The organism is Paraburkholderia sp. A3BS-1L, from assembly GCF_051125215.1.
In the GTDB taxonomy this organism is placed as follows: domain Bacteria; phylum Pseudomonadota; class Gammaproteobacteria; order Burkholderiales; family Burkholderiaceae; genus Paraburkholderia.
The window spans coordinates 742,422-765,366 of the sequence record NZ_CP120444.1 but is presented as its reverse complement, the minus strand read 5'-3'; the positions used below and the strand labels follow the sequence as shown (position 1 = coordinate 765,366).

Below are 22,945 nucleotides of genomic sequence, written 5' to 3'. Positions count from 1 at the left end.
CGGATCAAATGAAAAGGGCGGCATACGCCTCGGTCCGCCGATCGGGCGGGGCATATGCCGCCGGTGATGCGCCAGTGGACGCCCGGGCGCGCGGCCCGAATGTCGTGCTTCCAGCCGCAAATCGCCCGCTAGTTTAACGGATTGACGCCTGGGCCAACGTCTCGGGGCAGTATAGCGGCCTCGCGGCCAGGCGCAAAGCCGTCGTGCGGTACGCGGTTTTTACAGATCGATCACGAGGCGCGGCGTGCGCGAGCGCGACACGCACAGCAGGATGGTCTTCTGCGCGGCCTTTTCGTCGTCGTCGAGATACTGGTCGCGATGGTCGGCCTCGCCTTCGAGGATCGCCACTTCGCAGGTGCCGCACACGCCTTCGCGGCACAGCGACTCCACCGTCAAGCCCGCGCGCTCGATGGCCTTGAGGATGGTCTCGTCCTCGCCGACTTCGAGCTCGATGCCCGACTTCGCGAGCACCACCGTAAAGGCTTTGCCGGCGATGTCGGTGGCGGCGAACTGCTCCGAGTGCAGTTGCGCCTTCGGCCAGCCGAGCAGCGCGGCGTTCGCGTAGACGGCATCGTTCAGGCCCTGCGGGCCGCACACGTAGACATGCGCGTCGGCGGGCAGGCTCTTGAAAAGCTTGAGCAGGTCGAGGCGCTGGCCTTCGCTGTCCACATAGCAGTGCACGTTGGCCGCGTGCGGGCCGGCTTTCAGCTCATCGACGAAGGCGCTGTGCTCGGGGCTGCGGTATGCGTAATGGAGTTCGAGCTCGAGTTGACCATCGTCAGGGCGGTATTCGGCGAGCTGCGCGAGAAACGGCGTGATGCCGATGCCGCCCGCAATGAACACATGGCGCTTCGCACCCGGTGCGAGCTCGAAGAGATTGGCGGGCGAGCCGATGGCGAGACGCGTGCCGGCCGACACCTTGTCGTGCATGAACGCCGAACCGCCGCGCGACGCCTCTTCGCGGCGCACGGCAATCTGATACTGGCGCGTGTCGTGCGGCGAGCTCAGCAGCGAGTACGCGTTGTGGTGCCACGCCTCGCCGTCCTGCATGGAGACGAGCACGTGGGCGCCGCCGTTGAACGACGGCAGCGGTGCGCCATCGGGCAGCGCAAGCGTGAAGCGCTTGATGAGCGGGGTGAGTTGCTCGACGGCGACAACGTCGACAGTGATCGATTCGCGGGCGTTCATGATGCCTTCCTTTGCCCCGGGCCAGGCTGCTCCGAAGAGCGTGGACGCCGGCCTGAGGTTGCTTCGTTATTGCCCGGTGGGATTGCCCGGGCGGTCGATTCTGAATCTGGAAAAAGGAGCGGATGCGGCGCGGACCGCACCCGCCCGGAGCTCAGGGCGTGCCAGCGAGTGTTAGCGCGCCACGCCCGCCATGCAGAGGTACTTGATCGACAGAAAGTCTTCGATGCCGTACTTCGAGCCTTCGCGGCCGATGCCCGACTGCTTCACGCCGCCGAACGGCGCGACTTCGTTGGAGATCAGGCCCGTGTTGATGCCGACGATGCCGTACTCGAGCTGCTCGGCCACGCGCCAGATCCGGCCGATGTCGCGGCTGTAGAAATACGCTGCGAGCCCGTAGATCGAATCGTTCGCGAGCTGCACGACTTCGGCGTCGCTCGAAAAGCGCACGATGGGCGCGACTGGCCCGAAGATCTCTTCGGACAGCACGGCCATGCCTGGCTTCGCGTCGGCGAGCACGGTGGGCGCGTAGAAGTTGCCGCCGCGTGCGTGCGGCGCGCCGCCCGTGACCACGCGTGCGCCTTGCGCCACGGCATCGCGCACGAGGCCGTCGACCTTGTCGCGCGCCGCTTCCGTGATGAGCGGGCCGATGTTCACGCCCTCGGCGAAACCGTCGTCCACCTTGAACGCGGACACGCGCTCGGCAAAGCGGCGGCAGAACTCGTCATAGACCGAGTCGTGCACGTAGAAGCGGTTTGCGCAGACGCAGGTCTGGCCCGCGTTGCGGTACTTCGAGAGCAGGGCGCCTTCGATGGCGGCGTCCATGTCCGCGTCGTCAAACACGATGAACGGTGCATTGCCGCCCAGCTCCAGCGAGACCTTCTTGACCGTGTCCGAGCACTGGCGCATCAGCAGGCGGCCCACTTCGGTCGAGCCCGTGAAAGTGAGCTTCTTGACGAGCGGGCTCGACGTCAGTTCGAGGCCGATCTCGCGCGACTTGCCCGTGACGATGTTGATCACGCCAGCCGGAATGCCGGCCTGTTCTGCGAGCGCGGCGAGCGCGAACGCGGAAAACGGCGTCTCGTTGGCGGGCTTGATGACGATGGTGCAGCCGGCGGCCAGCGCCGGTGCGGCCTTGCGCGTGATCATCGCGGCCGGGAAATTCCACGGCGTGATGGCGGCGACGACGCCCACCGGCTCCTTCGTCACGACGAGGCGCTGGTCGGGGTTCGGGCTCGGGATCACGTCGCCGTCGATGCGCTTGGCCTGCTCGCCGAACCACTCGATGAACGAGGCCGCGTAGGCGATCTCGCCACGTGCTTCGGCGAGCGGCTTGCCTTGCTCGCGCGTCATCAGCTCGGCCAGCGCTTGCTGGTTCGCCATGATGAGCTCGAACCAGTTGCGCAACAGGCGCGCGCGCTCCTTGGCGGTGGTGGCGCGCCATGCGGGGAAGGCGCGGCTCGCGGCCTCGATGGCCGCGCGTGCTTCGGGCGCGCCCATGTTCGGCACGCTCGCGATGCGCTCGCCCGTGGAGGGGTTGGTGACGTCGAGCGTGGCGCCGTCGTTGGCGTCGCGCCACTGGCCGTCGATATAGGCCTGCTGGCGGAACAGGCCGGGGTTCTGCAGTGAGTTCATGTCAGTCCTGATACTGTTGGGCGAGCAGGTTATGGAAGTGGGCGATGCCGTGCTCGCTGATGCCGCTGCGCGCCTTGTCGACCATGATGCGGCCCTGACCGCGGTAGCCGCGCGACTTCAGGCCCTTTTGCACGCTTTCCACGAGGCGCAGGTCTTCCGGACGGAACACGGTGCGATACCACTCGATCAGTTTTTGCTGCTCTTCGGTCGGCTCGTCGTTCAGGAAGTAGATGTCGTAGTGCTGGAGCGTGACTTCGGCGCTCATCGGGAATTCATAGATGACCGTCATGAAGTCGCCGCCCGGCGGCACGTTGAACATCGTGCACGGCCACGCCCAGTAGCCGTTGAAGCTCGGGTTGGTCACGGACGGATCGAGCTTGAACGAGCGCTCCGACGACTGTGCGTGACCGAACTGGACCGTCCAGTTGCCGTGCAGCGTGTGCGAGTACTGGTCGATCTTCACGGAGTCCGAGAAGCCGGGGTGCGCCGGGCCGCAGTGGTAGCACTCGAGGTAGTTGTCGACGATCGACTTCCAGTTGGCGGGCGTCTCGGTCACGAAGCGCGCGGCCAGCTTCAGGTCGTCGATCACCGGGCAGGCGCCGCGCAGGCTCGCTTCGAGGCCGGGCAGCTGCGCTTCCACGCCTTGCGCGTCCGGGTTCAGGTTGATGAACACGAAGCCCGCGTATTCCTCCACGCGCACCGGCACGAGCGTCGAATTGTCCTTGTCGAACGATTCCACGTGGTCGCAGTTGTTGGCGTGCGCGAGCGCGCCGTCGAGCTTGAACGCCCAGGCGTGGTACGGGCAGGTGATGACGTTCTTCGCCTTGCCGCTGCCTTCGAGCAGCTGGTGGCCGCGGTGCGGGCACACGTTATAGAAGGCGCGCAGGACCTTGTCCTTGCCGCGCACGAGCAGGATGCTTTCGCCCACGACTTCGCGGGTCACGTAGGCGTTCGCCTCGGCCAGCTCGCTGCGGTGCGCGACGCAGATCCACGTGTTCTCGAAGATCTTCTTTTCTTCCGCCTTGTAGACCGCTTCGGAAGTGTAGTAGCTAGCCGGGATGGTCCAGGCGAGTTCCGGGTTGGCGCAGAAGTCGGCCGGCAACTTCGGCAGTTCAGGTTTCTTGTGGAATTCGATCGGGAGGTAGGTCATGGGGTACGTCGCACCGGAAATGATTAACTGACGGTTACAATAAAACTAACAGTTAACCAAACTATAGGAGAAATCTCATCGTCGGTGGATCAGGGTTATCCCTCATGTTTGCATCAAAAAGGTGCTGGACTGATGCAAACCACCTATCCTTACTGTTTGAAATTCAAGAAGTTTGATTCACGACATTGCAAATGCATTTTTCTGTGGGCGTCAATAGGAGAATCCGATAATGAGACGAAACCCTCCAGGCTGCGTACCATTGTTAATCAGTAGTTTTATGTTAACTGAAAGGTAACTACGCCGTGTCCGGAAACTGGAACCTCTGGTATCGGAACAGGCGTGGGAGTCGGAGCCGCGTCGTGCGGCCCCGCTCGAGCCACCCCACCACTGGAGGAGACATGTCGTCACAAGACGCAATAGCCGACGCGCTGGCCGGCGAGCCGTCGCGCGCCAAATCGCGAATCGAATCGCGTTCGATCGATTACGTGCCGCTTGCCGAGCGCAAGGGCAAGGCCTGGCACCTATGGCCCGTGTGGTTTACGGGCGATGCGAACCTCGCGACCATCGCGGCGGGCGCAATCGGCATCAGCATGGGCGGCAACCTGTTGTGGAGCGCGATCGCCATCGTGCTCGGCAACGTGCTGGGCACCTTCTTCATGGCGTTCCATTCGAGCCAGGGGCCGCAGCTCGGGCTGCCGCAGATGATTCAGTCGCGCCCGCAGTTCGGCTACATGGGCGCGCTGCTCGTGTGGGTGGTCGCACTCGTCACCTATATCGGCTACAACTCGTTCAACCAGCTCATGGCGGGACAGACCGCGCATCACCTGCTCGGCACCGAGCCGCATTTGAGCTACGTCGTCTTCACGCTGGCTTCGGTCGCGCTCGCCGTGTTCGGCTATGACCTGATCCACAAGGCGCAGCGCTGGCTGGCGTTTGCACTGCTCGCCGCGCTCACGGTCTTCAGCATCGGCATGTGCGTGAAGGTGCAGTTCCCCGCAGGCCAGTTGAGCCTCGCCGGCTTCAAGACTACGCCGTTCCTCGTGCAACTCTTTTCTGCGGCGGCCTATCAGCTCTCGTGGTCGATCTACGTTTCGGACTACTCGCGGTATCTGCCGCCCAATACCGGCGTGCGGGCCACTTTCTGGTGGACCTTCCTCGGCGCGCTCATCGGCGGCATCTGGATGATGCTGGTGGGCACGGCGGCGGCGGCGCTCAACGCGCAGATTGAAATCTCGGACGCCGTTCAGCGTGCGGGCGACATGATCTTCCCGGGCTTCGGCACGGTCACGCTGCTGCTTTCGCTGCTGGGGCTGCTCGCCATCACGGGCCTGAACTTCTACGGCGCCTCGCTCACGCTCCTGAGCATCACCGACTCGTTCAAGCCGCTCAAGTCGAGCGCGACCAAGCGCATCGCGAGCCTGATCATCGTGGCGGTGGTGGCGACTTCGCTCGCGTTCTCGGCGTCGGACAACTTCATGGGCAAGTTCGGCGACTTCCTCGGCATCCTGGGCTATCTGTTCACGCCGTGGACCGCGATCAACCTCGTCGACTTCTTCATCGTGCGCCACTCGCATTACTCGGTGCGTGAGATCTTCAATCCGCGCGGCATCTATGGGCGCTGGAACTGGCGTGGCCTGACGGCCTACGCGGTGGGTTTCGTCGCGATGGTTCCGTTCTTCAAGACGGAGATGTACAGCGGACCGGTTGCCCGCGCACTGGGCGGCACCGACGTGGCGATGCTCGTGGGCCTGCCCGTGGCAGCACTGGTCTACCTGTGGACTTGCCGCTCGCTCGACATCGAAAAGGAACGCCAGCTCGTGCGCGAGGCCGACCGCGGCCTGAACTGATCCCGCTTATTACTACAACATCATGAAATCGACCAACAACATGCGGACCGTCGCACTCCTTACGGCATGGCAAGCGGCGGCGCTCACGCTGGCTGCGCTTCCTTCGGCTGCGCATGCGCAAAGCAGCGTCACGTTGTACGGGATCATCGACGGTGGCGTCACCTACGTCTCCAACGCCGGTGGTTCGCATCAGGTGAAGTTCGACGACGGCGTCTCGTACGGGAACCGCTGGGGCGTCAAGGGCACGGAAGACCTGGGCGGCGGGCTGAAGGCCGTGTTCAGGCTGGAAAGCGGCTTTCACCTGGGCAATGGGCAGATCTCGAACGGCGGCTCGCTTTTCGGGCGTCAGGCATATGTAGGCCTGCAAAGCGACTGGGGGACGCTCACCTTCGGCAACCAGATCGACATGACGCAGGAGATGGTCTATACCTACAACGTGTCGGCATGGGCGAGCGGCTACGCCATCAACCAGGGCGACTTCGACCGCATGAATGGGGACCATCTGCCGAATGCCGTGAAGTACATGTCGAACACGTATGGCGGCTTCCAGTTCGGCGGCATGTACTCGTTCAGCAACAAGGCGGGCGACTTCCATACGGGCAGCGCGTGGAGCGTGGGCGCGCAATATAAGCATGGCGCATTCTCGATGGGCACCGCGTACACGCAGCTGAACAACCCGTCGGGCATCTACGCGTTCGATCCCTACGCGATGATCGGCACGCACACGTTCTTCGGCAAGCCCACCGTGAGCGTTGACCCTGCCTCGGGTGCGATCACGGACCTCTACGCGAGCACGCCGTTCCCGGTGGACAAGCAGGGTGCGTTCGGCGTAGGCGCGAGCTACGTGGTCGGTCCCGTCACGCTGATGGGCGACTTCACCTACACTCAGCTCAAGGCATTTGGGCAGAGCGAGCACATGCAGGTGGGTGAAGGCGGCGCGAGCTGGCAGATCACGCCGGCGGCGAGCCTCATCGGCGGCTACCAGTACACGCACTTCGACGGGCACCACTGGAACATGCTTTCGGCCGGCCTGCACTACCTGCTTTCGAAGAGCACGGATGTCTACATCTCGGGCGACTGGTTGAAGGCGTCGCAAGGCGTGGACGCGGTGATCGGCTATAGTTTCACGCCATCCACCACGACCACGCAGGCTGACGTGCGCATCGGCATGCGTCATTCGTTCTGATGCCATGACGAAGCGGGCGCGGCCATCGAGCCGCGCCCGCTTCGCACTTGCGGCCTGCGCATTTCCCGGAATCCCCGCCATGAAACTTCCCGGCTCCCCCGAACTCGACGACCTGCGGGTGTTCTGCATGGTTGCGCGCAAGTCCAGCTTCAGCGCGGCGGCTGAGGCGCTCAGTGCGTCGGCTGCCTATGTGAGCAAGCGCGTGGGCGTGCTCGAGGCGAGCCTGGGCACGCGCCTGCTGCACCGCTCGACGCGCCGCGTGGCGATGACGGCGGCGGGCGAGCGCGTGTTCGCGTGGGCGGAGAAAATCCTCGACGACGTGGATCAGCTCGTCGAGGACGTCTCCAGCACGCGGCGCATGCCGCGCGGCACGCTGCGCGTGTCGAGCAGCTTCGGTTTCGGCCGAAAGTTCGTCGCGCCCGCGCTGGCGGATTTGTCGGACCGCTATGCGCAACTGAACGTGCGGCTCGATCTGTTCGATCGCGTGGTCGACGTGGCGGGCGAGGGCTTCGATCTTGACGTGCGCATCGGCGATGAAATCGCGGGCCATCTGATCGCAAGACGCCTCGCGACGAACTACCGGGTGCTCTGCGCGGCGCCGGCGTATATCGAGGCACATGGCGCGCCGCAGAGCGTCGCGGATCTGGAGTCCCACGCGTGTCTCGCGATCAAGGAGCGCGACCATCCGTTCGGCGTCTGGCGTCTTGACGCAGGCGGCGAGACGGTGGCAGTCAAAGTAACCGGGCCGCTCTCGACGAACCACGGCGAGGCGGCGGTGCAATGGGCGCTGGCCGGGCGCGGAATCGTGTTGCGTTCGATCTGGGACGTGCAGCCCCTGCTCGACGAAGGGAAGCTGCAGCGCGTGCTGCCCGACGTGACGCAACCGGCCAATGTATGGGCGGTGTTTCCGGAGCGCCTCGCGCAATCGGCGAAGGTGAAGGTGTGCGTGGATTTTCTCGCCGAAGCGTTTGCGCAGGCCGGGTTGCCAATGCCGACAGGCGATGTCGATGCCATGGTGCGCGATACGGGTGGACGCACGGCTGAGGGCTCGGTTGCAAGGGAGCGCGACCTCGAATCCGAATGAAAAGGAGGAGCTATCCTTGATTGATTTTGCCCATGTTCGTGCGTTGCTGGAGGCCCGGCGCTCAGGCTGCAGCCTCGCAGGGGACTTCTATACGGCCCCCGCGATGCATGAACTCGACATCGAAGCGGTCTTCTCGAACGAATGGCTGTTCGCCTGCAACGTGGCCGAAATCCCGCACGCGGGCGATTACGTCACGCTCGAGATCGGCAAGACCTCGGTGGTGGTGGTGCGCGACAAGGACGGCGGTGTCAACGCGTTCTTCAATACCTGCCGCCATCGCGGCTCGGTCATCTGTATCGAAGCGCAGGGACACGCGAAGCGGCTCGTCTGCCCGTATCACCAGTGGGTCTATGAACTCGACGGCAGCTTGCTGAGCGCGCGGCAGATGCCCGCCGATTTCGACCGCCGCGAACACGGCTTGCGCCCGGTCCATGTGGAAGTGATCTGCGGGATGGTCTATATCTGCATCGCCGACACCCCGCCCGATATTGCGCGCTTCAAGGCAGCGGTCACGCCGTATATCGCTCCGCACCGTCCCGATCGTACCAAGGTCGCGTATTCGGAGACGATCGTGGAGGACGCGAACTGGAAGCTCGTGATCGAAAATAACCGCGAGTGCTATCACTGCGTGGGCAATCATCCGGAACTGCTGGCCACACTGATCGAATTCGCGCTGCCCGACGACCCGCGCGCCAACCGCGATTTCCAGTTGCTGATGCAGGAGAAGACGGCGCTCTGGGATCGCCTCGGCTTGCCGCATCTGCCCGCGGACGGCGGCACGGAATTCCGCTGCATCCGCTTGCCGTTTCATCGCGGCGCGGTGTCGTTTACGTGGGATGGACGGCCTGCGTGCAAGAAGCTGCTCGGCGATATGACCGAGCCCGATATCGGCTCCGTGCGTATGTTCAGGGTTCCGAACAACTGGAACCACTTTCTCTCGGACCACATCATCCACTTCCGGGTGCTGCCGCTCTCGGCCACGCAAACAGCGCTCAAGACGACCTGGCTCGTGCACGAGGATGCCGTGGAAGGTGTGGATTACGACATCGAGACGCTCACGCAGGTGTGGCGCGCGACGAACGTTCAGGATGCCACGCTGGTGGCGCACAATCAGCGCGGCGTGAAATCGAAGGGGTATCGGCCGGGGCCTTATGCGCCTTCGGAGTTCATGCTCAACCACTTCACCGACTGGTATGCGGGGAAGCTGGCAGCCTATGTCGATGGGCTGCGGGCTGATTCGGTGGCCGCCAACTGCGCCTCAGCCTGCTCGCTCCCCACCTGGTGAGCACGCGAGAGCCTGCCCATCAGCGGCAACAGCAAGATAGCCAGCAACGCCCCACCCGCAGCGACCCAGCCAAGCCCATTGAAAAGCTTCTGATAAAGCGGCAACGATTCAATCGGCGAGAGCATGCCTTCAGGCATCTTCGCGTAAGTCGCGACCACACTGCCGAGATACTGCGACACGCCCGTGGCCACGAAATACGCGCCCATCATGAAGCCGCTCATGCGCGCGGGCACATAGCGCGCGATCATCGCAAGACCCAGGCCGCTCACGAGCAATTCGCCCAGCGAGTAAAGACCGTACCCCGCCACCATGAACCACGACGAAACACGGCCGTCCACCGCATAGCGCCCGCTCGCCGCGAACACGAAGAAGCCTGCCGCCACCACGACAAAGCCGAGCGCATACTTGGCCGCGACCGGCACGTCGCCGCCGCGGCGCGCGAGGCCCGAGTAGATTGCCGCGAGAATCGGGCTCAGCACCATGATCCAGATTGGGTTGAGCGCCTGGAATTGCGCGGCGCTCCAGCTAAAGAGCGCGGTGCCGAACAGGTTGAACGCGGGGTCGACGTTGTGCACGGCGAACAGCGTGAGCGAGGTCGACATCTGCTGATAGAAGATGAAGAACAGAATCACCTGCAGCGTGAGGATCAGCGCGGCGGCAAGGCCCGCGCGCTCGTGGCGCTCGCAGCGAACGAGCATCCACGCGAAGATCGCGAGGATGGCTGCCGCCGCCGTATAAACGCACGCCACCGCAAGCTGCTTGTCCTTGAGCACGACGAGCGTGGCCGCGCCCAGCGCGATGCCGCCGGCGATCACGCAGGCGAGGCGTTTCCATTGCACGGGCTCGTTGTCGGGCGCGGAGCCGATCTTCGCGAGCGTGCGCTGCATCAGGAGGAAGTTGAGGATGCCGAGCGCCATGCCGCCGCAGCAGACGGCGAACGCGGCATGCCAGCCCCAATGGTCCTTGATCCACGGCGTGAGCAGCATCGAGAACGTCGAGCCGATATTGACCGCCATGTAATAGATCGTGAACGCGGCGTCGATGCCCGATTCGTCGCCTTCGTAAATGCGGCGCACGAGGTTGGCGGCGTTCGACTTGAAGAGGCCGTTGCCCACCACGATTACGCCGAGCGAGGCGTACAGGTGCGTGAGCCGGTCGTCGGGCATCGCCAGCATGAAATAGCCCGCGAGCAGGATGATGGCGCCGAGCACCATCGAGCGCCGCGCGCCCAGCACGCGGTCGCCGATCCAGCCGCCGATTGCGGGCGAGGCATACACGAGCGCGGTGAAGGCGCCCCAGGTGAGGGTTGCATGCTCTTCGGTGAAGCCGACTCGCTGGACCATGAAAAGAACGAGCAGCGCGGCCATGCCGTAGTAGCCGAAGCGCTCCCACATTTCGATCAGAAACACTGTCGAAAACGATTTCGTCCTGGAAATCGGTGAATTCATTGTGACCTCAGTTTTGTTGCAGTTGCGAAGATGGCGAAGACACGTCTGGTTTACCTTGAAAAAGCCCTAGCCGGTCTTCTTCTTCGTCTTCTTGATTTGATTAAATTCGATTGCCGCGCGAATAAGCGCTTTCAATGCGCGCGCATCGACCTTGTCGCCTTCGAAGAAGTCGATCGCGCGCCGCGCGTTGCCATCGAGCCCCGCGTTGAACAGCTTGTCGGGATCGGGCAGGCTCGCGCCGTACTGGAACGTGAGCTTCACCTTGCCCTTATGCGCATTGGCGACCGCGATGATGCCGTCGAGGTACCACACCGGGCTGCCCATCCACTTCCATTCCTCGACGATTTCCTTGTCCGCTTCGAGAATGGCGCGGCGCACGGCGGTGAAGGTCGCACCGCGCCAGTCGGTGATGCTGGCGATCAATGCGTCGATTTGTTCGGATGGGGTCATGGTCGCTCCCTGTGGCACGGTCAGACTTAAGGAACCCGAAGTGCCGTCCGGGGCTGCGGCAGCGGGTGGTCGCGCCATTATCCGGCGTGGCGCGAATGCCCGCATTCTGGGCGCTGCTTCAGCGCCTCACGTCCGTGTCTTACTTCGCGGTGAAGCCGTAGTGGCCGGTGGTGCGATGGCCGTCGGCGGCCACGGCGACCCACTTGACCGTGTACTTGCCTGCGGCGAGCGCGTCGAGCGCCACCGACATGCGCTTGCCGTTGGCCGGATCGACGGCGGACTTGCCGTGGACGACCGACTTGCCCGCTGCATCGATGACGTCGATCGAGCTGAAGGCCGGTTCGAGCGCATCGTCGAAGTCGATCGCGACGGTGTTTTGCGCCGTCGTCACGGTCGAGCCGGCGAGCGGCTGTTGATGGGTCGGATGCGCGTGCGCCCAGGCCAGTTGTGCGCCGGCGAGTGCGAGCGCACCCATTGCGAGGCGCAAGGAACGGGAATGCGTGCTGAGTTTCAGCATGATGGAGTCCTGAGAATAACTGCGGGTACAGATAGAGCAGTATGCCGATGCTGTGGGTCGCTGCGCGCAAGGCGTTCGATGCGCGCGGCGACACCGCCGGCAAGTTGCTGTGCATGTTGCTGCCTGAAGCCGCGAAGGCGGCTGCGATCGGCTCAGGCGGAAGGCGGGGCGCGCGCGAGCGCGAGGGTGAGCGGCTCGGCGCGTGCGAGGCCCTCGAAGCGCGCGGCAACGCGCGCATGCACGAGGCGCGTGGCGAGCACGAACGGCACAGGCACGCCGGGCGCTGCCGGCAAATGAGCGAACAGGTTGCAATAGCCGCAATCGTGCAGATCGCCGGGGGTGACATGCGCGTGGATAGCATCGCCGTGCCCGCTCTGCGCGGCGCGCATCGACGGCATGTCGCAATGCCCATTCGTCGTGGACATCCGTGCGGTATGCGTCGACTGGCTTGCGTGCGCCGCGAGCAGATGCGAAATCGCCGGCGCGAGCGTGGTCATCAGGATTGCAAGCGTCCCTAATAAACTGACCAGCTTGAGGTGGAAACGGCGCACGGCGTAACAGGAAACAGCGGGGAAACAGCGGTGGAAAACCTCGTGATTATGCCATGCGCAACTTGCACGCCTCCGCTATTCCGCCGCTTCGAGCAGCCCGAGCATGAGCGCGCGGCGCACGGCGTGCTTGCGCGAGCTCGCGTCGAGCTTGCCGAACAGATTTTTTAGATGCCACTTCACGGTGACTTCGCCCACGCCCAGTGCGAGCGCGATTTCCTTGTTCGAGAGCGCGCGGGCGAGCAGTTCGAGGATTTCGCGCTCCTTGGGGGTGAGGATGACGCCCGACACGGCACGCGTTTGCGGTGCAGCGCGGATCACGCGCGGTGCCGCGATCGGGTTGGGGTTGTGCGCGGGCGCGCCCGGCGATGTTTCGAGCGTGCGCCGTGCCCAGTCGGCCACAGCCGGGTGCAGATCGGAAAGTGTGCGGGACAGATGGAACGTCTGTGCGAGGTCCACGGCTTCGAGCAGCAGCGCGCGGCCGTCCGCGCCGGTTTGCTCCAGCACGTAGGCGCGCAGCGCCATGATTTCGATGCTTTCGCAGCGGCGCTTCATGGCGTCCGCAAGCTGCGCGGCTTCGCCGAGCGCGTCGAGCGCCTGCTGCCAGCGGCGCGCGGCGATGGCGGCGCTCGCGTGGGCGTGCGCCTGCATCAGCAGGACGTGACGACGCCATAGCGGCCGTTGCGCTGTGGCGTTTTCGAGCGCGAGTTCATCGATGCGCTGCACGAGCGCTTCGCAGGTCTGCACGCGGTAGCAGTTCGCGTGCATGCGCACCTGCTCGGCGAGGCTCGCCATCGACAGGCGCGGCAGCCGTCGCGTCACGCCGAGCGCATGCAGCGATTCGAGCAGGTCGAGCGCACGGTGCTCGGCGCCGCGCGCCACCGCCACGCGCGCCGCGGTGCGCCAGGCGAGCATCACGGTGTCCGGCGTGCCGCTGCGCTCCAGCACATCGAGCCGGTTGGCCAGCAGCGCGGCGGCTTCGTCGATCCGGTCGGCTTCGTAGGCGAGCGTCGCGCAGAGCGCGGCCAGCATGCAACTGAGCGGATGGCGGCGGCCGAGATCCGCGTCGGCGCTGGCGAGCGCCGGCATCAGCACGGTTTCCGCCAGTTGAAGCTGGCCTTCGTGAAAGTAGCTGAAGCCGACCACGAACGCGCCCCAACGCCCGACGTAGCTCGTCTGCGCGGAATTTTGCGCCGGCACCGGCACGCGCTGCTGGAACTGCCGCGCCTGGGCGGGCTCGCCCAGCGCGAGCGCGCGCGCGCCCAGCCGGTTCGCGTGCATCTGCGCGAGCCACGGATGCGTGCTGGGCGCGGCGTTCACCCACGGATCGAACAGGGCGACACAGCGGTCGATGTCGTCGGCGAACACGGCGGCGGCGCTCAGGATCAGCGCGCATTCGTAGCGCAGTTCGGCGTCGTTGGCGGCGTCCGGCCCCGCGAGCACGCGTTCGATCTGCCGCGCGGCCTCGGGATGGCGCTCGCCGAGCGCGAGCGCCCAGGCTGCCGCAAGACGCAGGCGCGGGCGCGCTTCGAGCTCCGCCTCGGGCAGCAGTTCGAGCCACTTCAGCATGGCGGGCAGATGGCCCTGGCGCACCGCGTCCAGCAGGCTGCGCTCGGCCAGCTCGAACGCCAGCCGGTGCTGTCCCGCCGCATGCGCGTGGCGCGCGGCCGGCTCTGCCATGCCTTGTGCCGCGAGCCACGTGGCGGCGCGCGCGTGCAATTCCGTTTGCTGCGGCGTCGGCCATTGCGCAAGCCGCGCGCGCAGCACGTCGCGCACGAGCGCATGGAGCTGGAGCCATTCATTGCCGTCTGCGGCCGTGAACATCGGCGTATCGCGCGCGAGCCGCGCGAGTTGCCCGGCCGCCTCCGGCTCGCCGGTCAGCGCGACGCAGAGCGCGGGATGGAGCGTGTCGACCACGCTGATGCGCGTGAGAAAGTCGACGTCGGCGGGCGCGAGCCGGGCGATCAGCGCCTGCAGCAGACGCTCGCGCAACTCGCCGGACGCACCCTCCAGCGGCTCGACGATCTGGCGCGGGTCGCTCGCGCGCTCCATCGCGGCCAGCGCCAGTTGCAGGCCCAGCGGCCAGCCCTCGCAGAGCTCGAAGAGCCGCGCGCCGGCGTCGGCGTCCATGCGCTCGCCGAAGCGCGCGGCCGCGAGCGCGATGGTTTCGTCGATGCGCAGACGCAGCGCGTCGGCGTCCACGCGCGCGCACTGGCCGTAGGCGAGCAGATCGGCGAGCGGCGCGTCCAGGCCGTGCCGTGCCGCCACCGCAGTGCGCAGATTCGGCGGCGCGTTGTGCAGGATATAGACGAGCGCGCGCACGCCGGAGGCGGGCAGCCGTTCCGCTTCGTCGACGATCAGCACCAGCTCGAACGCGAGCTGCGCCACTTCCGCGAGCCAGGCCGTCACGCTTTCCAGTTCGTGAGCGGCGCCCGCTGCGCCATCGGTCAGATGGCGCGCGAACGCCGGGCGCGCGCAGGCCGTGCGCACCGCCTGCACGAGCCCGGGCACGAGACGCTGCGCCTCGTCGCGCTCATCGGCGGAAAACCACGCGACGGCGGTGCCCTGGGAGAGGTATTCGCGCCGCCAGAGCGCCAGCAGCGAGGTCTTGCCGAACCCCGCGGGCGCCTGCACGAGCACCGCCTGGCACGCGCGCAAGCCCGCGTTCGCTGCGCTCAGCCGCGCGCGCGTGAACAGGTGCGCGGGCTCGCGCGGCGCGACGGTCTTCAGGACGAACTCGCTGGCGGCGCGCCCGGCGTCCGGAGTGCTCGAAGCTGGGGAGGACACGGAAGACGGCGCGGAAGGGGACACTGAGGAAGGCATCTGGAGGCGGGGTCGAATCGGCCTGGCAGCTTTTGCGGGCTGGCCGGCGCGGGGTGCGACATAGGTGAGACACGAAAGCATCGGCTGGACAGGCGGGCTGCGTCAAGCCCCTCTTGTGCCGTCGTGCATTTAGCCCACCGCTTCGAGCCCGCTCGCATCTGCCAGCCCCTCCGTGCCGAGGGGGGCGTTTGCGCGCCGCGCCACTATCATCGTTTTCATGAAGGAAGCGGTGCGGCTCGAATGAGGCCCGCCTGCCGCGCCCTCCGGATTTGTGTGAGTGGGAACCCATGTATCGTCATTTTCTCGTTCCCGTGGATGATTCCGATGCCGGCATCGACACGGTGGCTCAAGCGGTTGCGTTGGCGCGTTCGGTCGGCGCGCGCATCACGTTCGCTTACCCGCTCGCTTATCGGGCAGATTCGCCGGCGCCAGCGCAGCAGGACGGCGAGCGCCTGGCGGCCGGGCGTCGCTTCGACGACTGCGTGAGGGAGATGCTCATCGTGAAGGCCGAGGCGGCCGCGCGCGCGCTGGGCGTGCCCTGCGAGTCGATGCGCGTCGCCGGCCCGAAATGGGCCAGCCCTGCGGCGCAGCTTGCGAGCACCGCGAGCGCGCGGGGCTGCGATCTCATTTGCGTGGCGTCGCAGGCCACCGCCGCGTCGGAGGTGCCGGTGCTCCATTGCGTCGTGCGGCGCGCTCCGGCGGCGGTGCGCGTGGTGGCGGCGCTCTATCGCCTCCATCGCGCCACCGCCGGCGCGTTGTGCGAGCGGCTGGCCCATCCCGGGCTGGCCCATTCCGGGCTGGATCTTCGCGGGCTCGATGCCCTGCGGATCCCGCGTCTCGGCACCGGCGATGCGTGCCGGCTTTCATCGCTGCTGAGCGGCCGTACGAGCGTGGTCGACGCCGAGCTTGGCGAACTCGAGCGGCAGCACCAGCGCGGCGCGACCCTGTTCGCGGAGCTCGAGCGCGCCGTCGCCGCCGGGGCCGCGAACGTCGAAGCGGCCCTGCGCGGTTATGCCCAGTTCGTCTGGGAATACTTCGGCCGCAAGGAAGGCGTGATCGTGCCGGCCGCGCAGCGTTATCTGCGCGAAGACGACTGGCGCGATCTGGAGGCGGCTTTCGCTATCGGCAGCATCGACGTCGCCAGCGCCACGTCATAAACCGCCGCGACAGAAAAAACGAATATTGCAGGAGACAAAGTTGCATACGCATCCCATCGAGGCCGGCGCGCCCGCGCAAGGCGCCGCCGATTCATCCCCGCGCGTCTATGCGTGGGTCGTGTTCGCGCTGACCTTCGCGCTGCTGCTGTCCGACTACATGTCGCGCCAGGTGCTCAATGCGGTCTTTCCGCTCCTCAAGGCCACATGGGGGCTCTCCGATACGCGTCTGGGCTCGTTGAGCAGCATCGTCGCGCTGATGGTCGGCGTGCTGACGTTTCCGCTTTCCGTGGTCGCCGACCGCTGGGGCCGCGTGCGCAGCATCGTGCTGATGGCGGGGCTCTGGAGCTTCGCCACGCTCGGCTGCGCCGCTGCGGCCAGCTATGGGCAGATGCTGCTGGCGCGCGCCTTCGTCGGGGTGGGCGAGGCGGCGTATGGGAGCGTCGGCGTTGCGCTGATCATCAGCATCTTTCCGGCGCGCCTGCGCTCGACGCTCACCGGCGCGTTCATGGCCGGCGGCGCGTTCGGCTCGGTGCTGGGCATGGCGGCGGGCGGCGTGCTCGCGGTGCATCTGGGCTGGCGCGCCGCGTTCGGCATGATGGCGGGCCTCGGCTTCGCGCTCGTGCTCGCGTTTCGCCTCGTCGTCACCGAAGCGCGCATCGCGCGCAACCGCGGCGCGCAGATCCCCGTTCAGGGCGCGGCGCGCGAAGCCGGGGAAGCCCGGCGGCCCAGCCTGCGCAGCGTGCTGGCGGGACTCTTCTCCACGGTCTCGGTGAATTGCGCCTATCTCGGCAGCGCCCTGCAGCTTTTCATCATGGGTGCCGTGATAGCCTGGCTGCCGAGCTTCCTGAACCGTTATTACGGCCTGCCGCCCGACCGCGCGGCGATGGCTGCTGCCGTGTTCGTGCTGCTCGGCGGGACGGGCATGATCGTGTGCGGCGTGGTCACCGATCGCGTGAGCCGGCACGCGCCCGAGCGCAAGTGGACGATGGCGATCGCGTTTTCGCTGCTGTCGTTCGCGCTGCTAGGCGGCGGCTTTCATCTGAGCCCGGGCCCGCTGCAACTGGTCCTGCTCGGCGCGGGCATCTTCGTCGTGGCCGGCACCTCGGGGCCGGCTGGCGCGATGGTCGCCAATCTCACGCACGAGTCGATCCATTCGCCCGCGTTCGCCACGCTCACGCTCGTGAACAACCTGGTCGGGCTTGCGCCAGGGCCGCTCGTCGTCGGCTTTATCGCGGACCGCATCGGCCTGCTCGGCGCCTTGCAGGTCGCGCCGCTCGTGGCGCTGGTGGCGGCCTTCGCGTTCGTGCTCGGCAAGCGCCGCTATGGCGCGGGGCTGCAAGCCGTGCGCAGCCGCCATCCGGCGCGCGCACCTCAATGATCCTGCCGTGGAGCCTGTATCGATGACTCAACCGCTTTCTCCCGCGGCGCCCAACCGGGTGCTGCACATCGACTTTTATTTCGACTTCGTTTGTCCGTGGTGCCTGATCGGCAAGCGCAATCTCGAAGCCGCGATCGCGGCGCTCGAGGCGCGCTGGCCGCATGTGAGCGTGCAGGTCGCGTGGCACTCGGTCGAGCTGCTGCCGCATACACCGGTGGGCGGCCTGCCTTACGAGGCGTTCTATCTGGCACGTCTCGGCAGCGCGCAGGCCGTCGCGCAGCGGCGCGCACAGGTGCGCCAGGCCGCGCGCGCTGCGGGCGTCGAGCTCGCGTTCGAGCGCATTCGGGTGTTGCCGAACACGGCGGCGGCTCATGCACTGGTTGCGCACACAACTGAATTAGACGGGGGACGCTATCGCGGCACCCACGCTGAGCTCATCGAGCGTCTCTTTACCGCGTATTTCATCGAGGGCGAGGACATCGGCGATGCGGCCACGCTCTCGCGCATCGCACGCGAATGCGGGGTGGACGATGCGGCATCGGCATCGCAGCCGCGTGCGCACGGCGCGACGAACCGCGTCGATGGCGTGCCTTATTTCGTGTTCGACGGGCGCTATACGCTCAGCGGCGCGCAGCCGCCACAAGTGTTGATCGAGGCGATGCTGCACGCGGCGGATCTGACTCAGGCGCACGATCATGAAGCGTGAAGTCGACATCGGCGCGGCGGATAGCCTGGCGCCCGGGCAGCGCAAGCTCGCTTTCATCGATGGGCGCAGCGTGGTGGTCTTCAATGTGGAAGGCAGTCTGCATGCTATCGAGAATAGTTGCCCGCACAACGGTGCGTCGATGGCCAGCGGGCATCTCGAAGGCAGCCTGATCACCTGCCCCGCGCACGGATTGCGCTTTGATCTGCACACGGGTTGCATGCCGGGGGCGGGGGGATTGTGTCTGGGCGTGCTGCCGGTGAGGACGGTTGACGGGAAGCTGATGGTCGAGGTCGAGCAGGCCTGAGCGAAATGCGCCGCTGGCGCGCGGCGGCCCGGAGCGCTCAGTGCCGGTCGCCTTGCGGCTTTTCCTGGCGCGCGCCGAAATTCGCCGCGCGCCAGCGGCTCGGCGGCTGCCCGAATTCCGCACTAAACCAGCGCGAAAATGCGCTGGGTTCGGAAAACCCCAGCCGGTCGCTGATATCGGATACCGAATGGCGCGGCTGCGCCAGATATCGCGCCGCCAGCGACGCGCGCACTTCGTTCACGAGCGACGAGAACCGCTCGCCACGCTGTTCGAGCTGGCGCTGCAGCGTGCGCGGCGAGAGGCCGAGGCGCTCGCTCACGGGCTCGATCGTGCCGGCGCCGCGCGGCAGCAGCAGATGGATTGCGCGGCGCACGTTGTCGGCGAGCGATGCCTCGCCATAGCGGGGCTGCAAATCGAGCAGCTCCTGTGCATATCGCGCGAGCGAGGCGTCGGCGAGCGGCCTCGCACGGTCGAGATCCTGGCGGGCCAGCACGATGCCGTCGAACTCGCTGTCGAATTCGATTCGTGATCCGAAGAAACGCCGGTGCACTTCGAGCCGCGTGGGAGCGGCGTGCGAGAAATGCACGGCACGTGGCGCATACTGCGCGCCCAGCATGGCGCGCACGAGACTCAGCACCGCGCCTACGGTCAATTCGACGATCTCCGGCCCCGGATCGGGGCGCGCGGTCACGAGCGCAACGTGCAGCACCGCGGTGTCGTCGATTTCCTCCAGCTGAACCGATACCGAATCGCTCAGCAGATGCCGGTAGGGCTCGACGCGCGCGAGCGCCTCGCGCAGCGTGGGCTGATGCTGCAGCAAGAGACTGAGCGAGCCGAAGTCGGAGAGCCGCCACGCTTCGCCAATGCGCGCGCCAAGCGTGCGGGACTCGGCGCGCCCGGCGCAGCCCGCGAGCGAGACTTCGAACACGCGTGCGAGGCTGGCCTCGGGAATGCGCAGGTCCGGCGTCGTGAGGCACGACAGATCGAGCCCCGCTTCGCGCAGCGCACGCACCGGATCGATGCCCGCGTGATGGGCAATTTCCGAATACTTGGTGAGGGAGGCGCTGCGAACCAGGATGGGCATGGGATCACAAGAAAAACGGACGCAACACGGCGGAACTTGCCGGGCGTAGCGGCGCACATGCGCTTCGTCTGTGCGGAATAACCATGAGCGTGCGCATGTCGTCGCGCGTCAGGCCGTGGCGTGCAGGATCAAGCACGCGCGCGGTGCAATTCACACAATGGGGTTCCAGGCCGGCGCTATGACGGGTTCGCCTCGATCGTTTCACTCGCCGCTTTCCAGCAACCCCAGCAGTTGGGCGCGCAGCACCGCATGCTTGCGCGAACTCGCGCTCAGCTTGCCGAACAGGTTCTTTACATGCCACTTGGCGGTGACTTCGCCCACGCCGATTGCCTGCGCGATCTCCTTGTTGGAGAGATTGCGCGCGAGCAGTTCGAGCACCTCGCGCTCCTTGGGCGTGAGCACCGTGCTCGGCATTGCGCGCGGCGCGGCTTGCGCGCGGCGGGGCGCGCCGCCGGGCTGGGTCGTGGGCGCGAGCGTCGTCGCGGCGAGCGTGACGGGCTCGCCGCTGCCTTGCGTTGCGACTTCGTGGATCCAGTCGGCCAGCGCCGGATGTGCCTGGGCGAGCACGCGCACGAGGCCATAGGTGCCGGTCAGGCCGATCGCCTCGTGCAGCAGCGGCAAGCCGTCTTCGCCGTTGCCCCGGGTCGCGAGTGCGCGCAGCCCCATGATCTCGATTCGCTCGCGCCCGAGCTTCATCGCGTCGGCGAGCGTTTGCGCGCGGCCCAGACACTCGAGCGCGCGCGGCCAGTCCTGCTGGGCCAGCGCCGTGTATGCATGCGCCATGGCCTGGCGTCGGGCCACGTCGCGGCGCCAGACCGGGCCGCGCCACGTGGGTTCGGCGGTTTGCGATTGTTCGACGAGCGCGTCGAGCTGGGCGCTCAACGCGCGGCAGGTTTCGGCGTTTCCACGTCCGGCGTGGATACGTCCGGCGTAGATCCGCACGCGCTCCGCGAGGCTCGCGATGGACAGACGCGGCAACCCGCGAGCGGTGCCGGCGGCGTGCATCGCATCGAGCAGGTCGAGCGCGCGCCGCTCCACGCCCTGGGCCTGCGCCACGCGCGCCGCGCAGACATAGGCGATCAGCGAGGTCTCGGCGGTGCCGGAGCGTTCGAGCACGTCGAGCCGGTTCGCGAGCAGCGCATCGGCTTCGTCCACGAAGTCGCGCTCGAAGAGCGCAGCCGCGAGCACCGCCGCGAGCATGCACGGCAGCGGATGGCGGCGGCCCAGTTCGGTTTCGGAGCTCGTGAGCGCGCGGCGCAGCACCGTTTCGGCGAGCACGGCCTGGCCTTCGTTCAGATAGCTCAGGCCGCACATGAACTCGCCCCAGTAGGCGGCGTAGCGGTGCGCCTTGCCGAAGTCGCCGCGCGGCGCGAGTTGCAGATGGCGGCGCGCGTTGGCGGGTTCGCCCTGCAGCAGCTCCGCCAGCGCGAGGCGGTTCGCGTGCGTCTGGAGCCGGCGCGGCTCGGCGAGCGGCGGCGGCTCGCGCCACGGTGCAAGCAGCGCGAGGAAGCGGTCGGGCTCGTCGGCGTAATAGGCCGCGATGCTCAGGATGAGCGCGCATTCGTAGCGCCGCTCGGGCGTGCAATCGTGCGCTTCGGCCATCGGCGCCACGAGTTGCCTCGCCTCGGCGTGGCGCTCGCTGAGCGCGAGCGCCCAGGCCGCCGCGAGGCGCAGGTCGGGCTGGCGGTCGAGCTCGTCGGCGGGCAGCAGTTCGAGCCAGTCGAGCGCGGCGGCGAGGCGCCCCTGCATGACCGCGCCGTAGAGCGAGCGCCCCGCGAGTTCATAGGCCACTTCGCGCTCGCCGGCGGCATGCGCGTGGCGAGCCGCTTCTTCGTGGATGCCGTGCTCAGCGAGCCACTGCATCGCGCGCCGGTGCAGGCCGGCGCGCTCGTCGGGCGGCAGTTCGGCCAGACGCGCGCCAAGCGCCGCGCGCGCGAGCGTGTGCAGGCGGCACCAGTCGTTGCCGTCGCTGGCCATGAAGATTGGCGTATCGCGCATGAGCCGTGCGAATTGCGCCGGGGCGTCGGGGCTGTCGAGCAGCGCGCGGCACAGGTCGGGATGCAGCATGTCGACGAGCGCGAGCCGCGTGAGGAACGCGAGGTCCTCGGGGGCGAGCCGCGCGAGCAGGTTGCTCACCAGATGCTCGCCTTCGACGCCGGGCTGCCCCTGCATGGCGTCGATGACGCCGCGCGGGTCGCCGCTCTTTTCCATCGCGGCGAGCGCGAGCTGCAGGCCGAGCGGCCAGCCGTCGGTGATCTCGTGCAGGCGTGCGCAGCTATCGGTGTCCACGCGCTCGCCAAAGCGCCGGCGCACGAGCGCGAGCGTTTCGTCGAGGCGAAAGCGCAGCGCCTCGGGGCCGAGGCAGACGCATTGCCCATAGGCGCGCAAGTCGTCGACGGCGGTTTCGAAGCCGCTGCGCGCGGCCACGACGATGCGCAAATTCGCGGGCGCGTTGTGCAGCAGATAAAGCAGCGCCGCGCTGCCGACCGGCGAGAGCCGCTCCGCTTCATCGACGATCAGCACCAGATCGAGCGCGGCCTGCGCGACTTCGGCGAGCCAGGCGGTCAAGCCCTCGTTGGCGTCGGGCGTGGCAAAGGGGCTGTCGAGCAGCGTGTGCCCGAACTCGGGCTGCGCGCCGCCCACGCGCACGGCGAGCACGAGGCTATGCAAAAAGCGCTGCGGGTCGTCGTGCGCATCGGCGGACACCCACGCGACGGCGGCGCCGCGCGCGAGATGCTCGCGTCGCCATTGCGCGAGCAACAGCGTTTTGCCGAAGCCGGGAGGCGCCTGCACGACGATCGCGGGCTGATTGCGCAAGGGCTCGCTGGCGAGGTTCAGCCGCTCGCGCGCGAGCAGGTGGCGCGGCGCGCGCGGCGGCGTGGTCTTGAGCGTGAGTTCGGAAAACGGGGGCGGTGCGCCGCGGTTCGCAAAGGTCATCGGGTGAATCGGAATAGGCCGCGCGGCGCGCAATGCCGGGAATCGATCGGAGGATTATATGCACGGCGGCGCCCTGGCTGACAATTTGACAACAGCGCGTCGAGCGCCTGGCGATTTCCTCAGTGATAACCCGGTAAACGGGCGAAATTCGCAGGGGTAGGCGGGCTCCCCCTCCTGGAAGGAGGGCGCGCGGCGCACCACGGCGTCCTACGATGGATTCA

General features: G+C 66.9%; 18 protein-coding genes. 8 read left to right on the top strand and 10 right to left on the bottom strand.

What is annotated here, in order from left to right; genetic code table 11:
• Positions 1 to 219 precede the first annotated feature (219 nt).
• The 3 genes from P5W99_RS28575 to P5W99_RS28565 all read right to left on the bottom strand — a co-directional run bounded on the left by P5W99_RS28575 (position 220) and on the right by P5W99_RS28565 (position 3,970).
• Positions 220 to 1,188 (bottom strand): PDR/VanB family oxidoreductase, encoded by a 969-nt coding sequence (locus tag P5W99_RS28575; RefSeq protein ID WP_421027223.1) that lies wholly within the window; start codon positions 1,186 to 1,188, stop codon positions 220 to 222.
• 171 nt (positions 1,189 to 1,359) lie between these two features.
• Positions 1,360 to 2,820: an NAD-dependent succinate-semialdehyde dehydrogenase gene (locus P5W99_RS28570; protein ID WP_421027222.1), complete on the bottom strand. Its 1,461-nt coding sequence runs from the start codon at positions 2,818 to 2,820 to the stop codon at positions 1,360 to 1,362.
• 1 nt (position 2,821) lies between these two features.
• Entirely contained in the window at positions 2,822 to 3,970 is a 1,149-nt protein-coding gene (locus P5W99_RS28565) for an aromatic ring-hydroxylating oxygenase subunit alpha (protein ID WP_434664579.1), read from the bottom strand.
• A gap of 398 nt (positions 3,971 to 4,368) precedes the next feature.
• Between P5W99_RS28565 and P5W99_RS28560 the strand changes: the two genes are divergently transcribed.
• From P5W99_RS28560 to P5W99_RS28545, 4 genes are all read left to right on the top strand, one after another.
• The gene (locus P5W99_RS28560; RefSeq protein ID WP_421027220.1) at positions 4,369 to 5,817 is read left to right on the top strand and encodes a purine-cytosine permease family protein; all 1,449 of its coding nucleotides are present in this window, start codon (positions 4,369 to 4,371) and stop codon (positions 5,815 to 5,817) included.
• A 40-nt stretch (positions 5,818 to 5,857) separates the two neighbouring features.
• On the top strand, positions 5,858 to 7,003 hold the full coding sequence (locus P5W99_RS28555; protein WP_421027219.1) for a porin: 1,146 nt from the start codon (positions 5,858 to 5,860) through the stop codon (positions 7,001 to 7,003).
• A gap of 79 nt (positions 7,004 to 7,082) precedes the next feature.
• Positions 7,083 to 8,087, top strand: a complete 1,005-nt coding sequence (locus P5W99_RS28550; RefSeq protein ID WP_434664576.1) for a LysR substrate-binding domain-containing protein — start codon at positions 7,083 to 7,085, stop codon at positions 8,085 to 8,087.
• Positions 8,088 to 8,103: 16 nt separating this feature from the next.
• On the top strand, positions 8,104 to 9,372 hold the full coding sequence (locus tag P5W99_RS28545) for an aromatic ring-hydroxylating oxygenase subunit alpha (protein ID WP_434664574.1): 1,269 nt from the start codon (positions 8,104 to 8,106) through the stop codon (positions 9,370 to 9,372).
• Here the strand turns inward: P5W99_RS28545 and P5W99_RS28540 are convergent.
• The 5 genes from P5W99_RS28540 to P5W99_RS28520 form a co-directional block, all read right to left on the bottom strand.
• Positions 9,300 to 10,820: a peptide MFS transporter gene (locus tag P5W99_RS28540; RefSeq protein WP_421027216.1), complete on the bottom strand. Its 1,521-nt coding sequence runs from the start codon at positions 10,818 to 10,820 to the stop codon at positions 9,300 to 9,302. The genes P5W99_RS28545 and P5W99_RS28540 overlap by 73 nt on opposite strands.
• Positions 10,821 to 10,886: 66 nt before the next feature.
• Positions 10,887 to 11,270 carry a DUF1801 domain-containing protein gene (locus tag P5W99_RS28535; protein WP_421027215.1) on the bottom strand — a complete coding sequence of 128 codons (384 nt, stop codon included), beginning with the start codon at positions 11,268 to 11,270 and terminating at the stop codon, positions 10,887 to 10,889.
• Between the two features lie 139 nt (positions 11,271 to 11,409).
• Positions 11,410 to 11,787, bottom strand: coding sequence for a copper resistance protein CopC (locus tag P5W99_RS28530; RefSeq protein ID WP_434664571.1), 378 nt, complete (start codon positions 11,785 to 11,787; stop codon positions 11,410 to 11,412).
• A 152-nt stretch (positions 11,788 to 11,939) separates the two neighbouring features.
• Positions 11,940 to 12,338, bottom strand: a complete 399-nt coding sequence (locus P5W99_RS28525) for a DUF2946 domain-containing protein (protein ID WP_434664569.1) — start codon at positions 12,336 to 12,338, stop codon at positions 11,940 to 11,942.
• 75 nt (positions 12,339 to 12,413) lie between these two features.
• On the bottom strand, positions 12,414 to 15,158 hold the full coding sequence (locus P5W99_RS28520; protein ID WP_421027212.1) for a LuxR C-terminal-related transcriptional regulator: 2,745 nt from the start codon (positions 15,156 to 15,158) through the stop codon (positions 12,414 to 12,416).
• Positions 15,159 to 15,445: 287 nt separating this feature from the next.
• Between P5W99_RS28520 and P5W99_RS28515 the strand changes: the two genes are divergently transcribed.
• The 4 genes from P5W99_RS28515 to P5W99_RS28500 are packed head-to-tail and all read left to right on the top strand — an operon-like array spanning position 15,446 to position 18,703.
• Entirely contained in the window at positions 15,446 to 16,315 is an 870-nt protein-coding gene (locus P5W99_RS28515) for a universal stress protein (RefSeq protein ID WP_434664567.1), read from the top strand.
• Positions 16,316 to 16,355: 40 nt separating this feature from the next.
• Complete coding sequence (locus tag P5W99_RS28510) at positions 16,356 to 17,693, top strand: MFS transporter (protein WP_421027210.1); 1,338 nt, start codon at positions 16,356 to 16,358, stop codon at positions 17,691 to 17,693.
• A 22-nt stretch (positions 17,694 to 17,715) separates the two neighbouring features.
• Positions 17,716 to 18,399, top strand: a complete 684-nt coding sequence (locus P5W99_RS28505; protein ID WP_421027209.1) for a DsbA family oxidoreductase — start codon at positions 17,716 to 17,718, stop codon at positions 18,397 to 18,399.
• Entirely contained in the window at positions 18,389 to 18,703 is a 315-nt protein-coding gene (locus tag P5W99_RS28500; protein WP_434664565.1) for a Rieske (2Fe-2S) protein, read from the top strand. The genes P5W99_RS28505 and P5W99_RS28500 overlap by 11 nt, the downstream gene beginning before the upstream one ends.
• A 37-nt stretch (positions 18,704 to 18,740) precedes the next feature.
• Here the strand turns inward: P5W99_RS28500 and P5W99_RS28495 are convergent, their stop codons facing one another.
• Both P5W99_RS28495 and P5W99_RS28490 read right to left on the bottom strand, forming a co-directional pair.
• The gene (locus tag P5W99_RS28495) at positions 18,741 to 19,787 is read right to left on the bottom strand and encodes an AraC family transcriptional regulator (protein ID WP_421027207.1); all 1,047 of its coding nucleotides are present in this window, start codon (positions 19,785 to 19,787) and stop codon (positions 18,741 to 18,743) included.
• Positions 19,788 to 19,988: 201 nt separating this feature from the next.
• Complete coding sequence (locus tag P5W99_RS28490; protein ID WP_434664562.1) at positions 19,989 to 22,724, bottom strand: LuxR C-terminal-related transcriptional regulator; 2,736 nt, start codon at positions 22,722 to 22,724, stop codon at positions 19,989 to 19,991.
• Between the last annotated feature and the right edge of the window lie 221 nt (positions 22,725 to 22,945).

What these genes read in the sequence shown, in the direction of transcription:
- P5W99_RS28555 (WP_421027219.1), top strand. Translation starts at nt 5,858, where the DNA reads ATGCGGACCGTCGCACTCCTTACGGCATGGCAAGCGGCGGCGCTCACG.
- P5W99_RS28535 (WP_421027215.1), bottom strand. Translation starts at nt 11,270, where the DNA reads ATGACCCCATCCGAACAAATCGACGCATTGATCGCCAGCATCACCGAC.
- P5W99_RS28520 (WP_421027212.1), bottom strand. Translation starts at nt 15,158, where the DNA reads ATGCCTTCCTCAGTGTCCCCTTCCGCGCCGTCTTCCGTGTCCTCCCCA.
- P5W99_RS28490 (WP_434664562.1), bottom strand. Translation starts at nt 22,724, where the DNA reads ATGACCTTTGCGAACCGCGGCGCACCGCCCCCGTTTTCCGAACTCACG.
- P5W99_RS28505 (WP_421027209.1), top strand. Translation starts at nt 17,716, where the DNA reads ATGACTCAACCGCTTTCTCCCGCGGCGCCCAACCGGGTGCTGCACATC.
- P5W99_RS28515 (WP_434664567.1), top strand. Translation starts at nt 15,446, where the DNA reads ATGTATCGTCATTTTCTCGTTCCCGTGGATGATTCCGATGCCGGCATC.
- P5W99_RS28530 (WP_434664571.1), bottom strand. Translation starts at nt 11,787, where the DNA reads ATGCTGAAACTCAGCACGCATTCCCGTTCCTTGCGCCTCGCAATGGGT.
- P5W99_RS28550 (WP_434664576.1), top strand. Translation starts at nt 7,083, where the DNA reads ATGAAACTTCCCGGCTCCCCCGAACTCGACGACCTGCGGGTGTTCTGC.
- P5W99_RS28495 (WP_421027207.1), bottom strand. Translation starts at nt 19,787, where the DNA reads ATGCCCATCCTGGTTCGCAGCGCCTCCCTCACCAAGTATTCGGAAATT.
- P5W99_RS28500 (WP_434664565.1), top strand. Translation starts at nt 18,389, where the DNA reads ATGAAGCGTGAAGTCGACATCGGCGCGGCGGATAGCCTGGCGCCCGGG.
- P5W99_RS28575 (WP_421027223.1), bottom strand. Translation starts at nt 1,188, where the DNA reads ATGAACGCCCGCGAATCGATCACTGTCGACGTTGTCGCCGTCGAGCAA.
- P5W99_RS28560 (WP_421027220.1), top strand. Translation starts at nt 4,369, where the DNA reads ATGTCGTCACAAGACGCAATAGCCGACGCGCTGGCCGGCGAGCCGTCG.
- P5W99_RS28540 (WP_421027216.1), bottom strand. Translation starts at nt 10,820, where the DNA reads ATGAATTCACCGATTTCCAGGACGAAATCGTTTTCGACAGTGTTTCTG.
- P5W99_RS28565 (WP_434664579.1), bottom strand. Translation starts at nt 3,970, where the DNA reads ATGACCTACCTCCCGATCGAATTCCACAAGAAACCTGAACTGCCGAAG.
- P5W99_RS28570 (WP_421027222.1), bottom strand. Translation starts at nt 2,820, where the DNA reads ATGAACTCACTGCAGAACCCCGGCCTGTTCCGCCAGCAGGCCTATATC.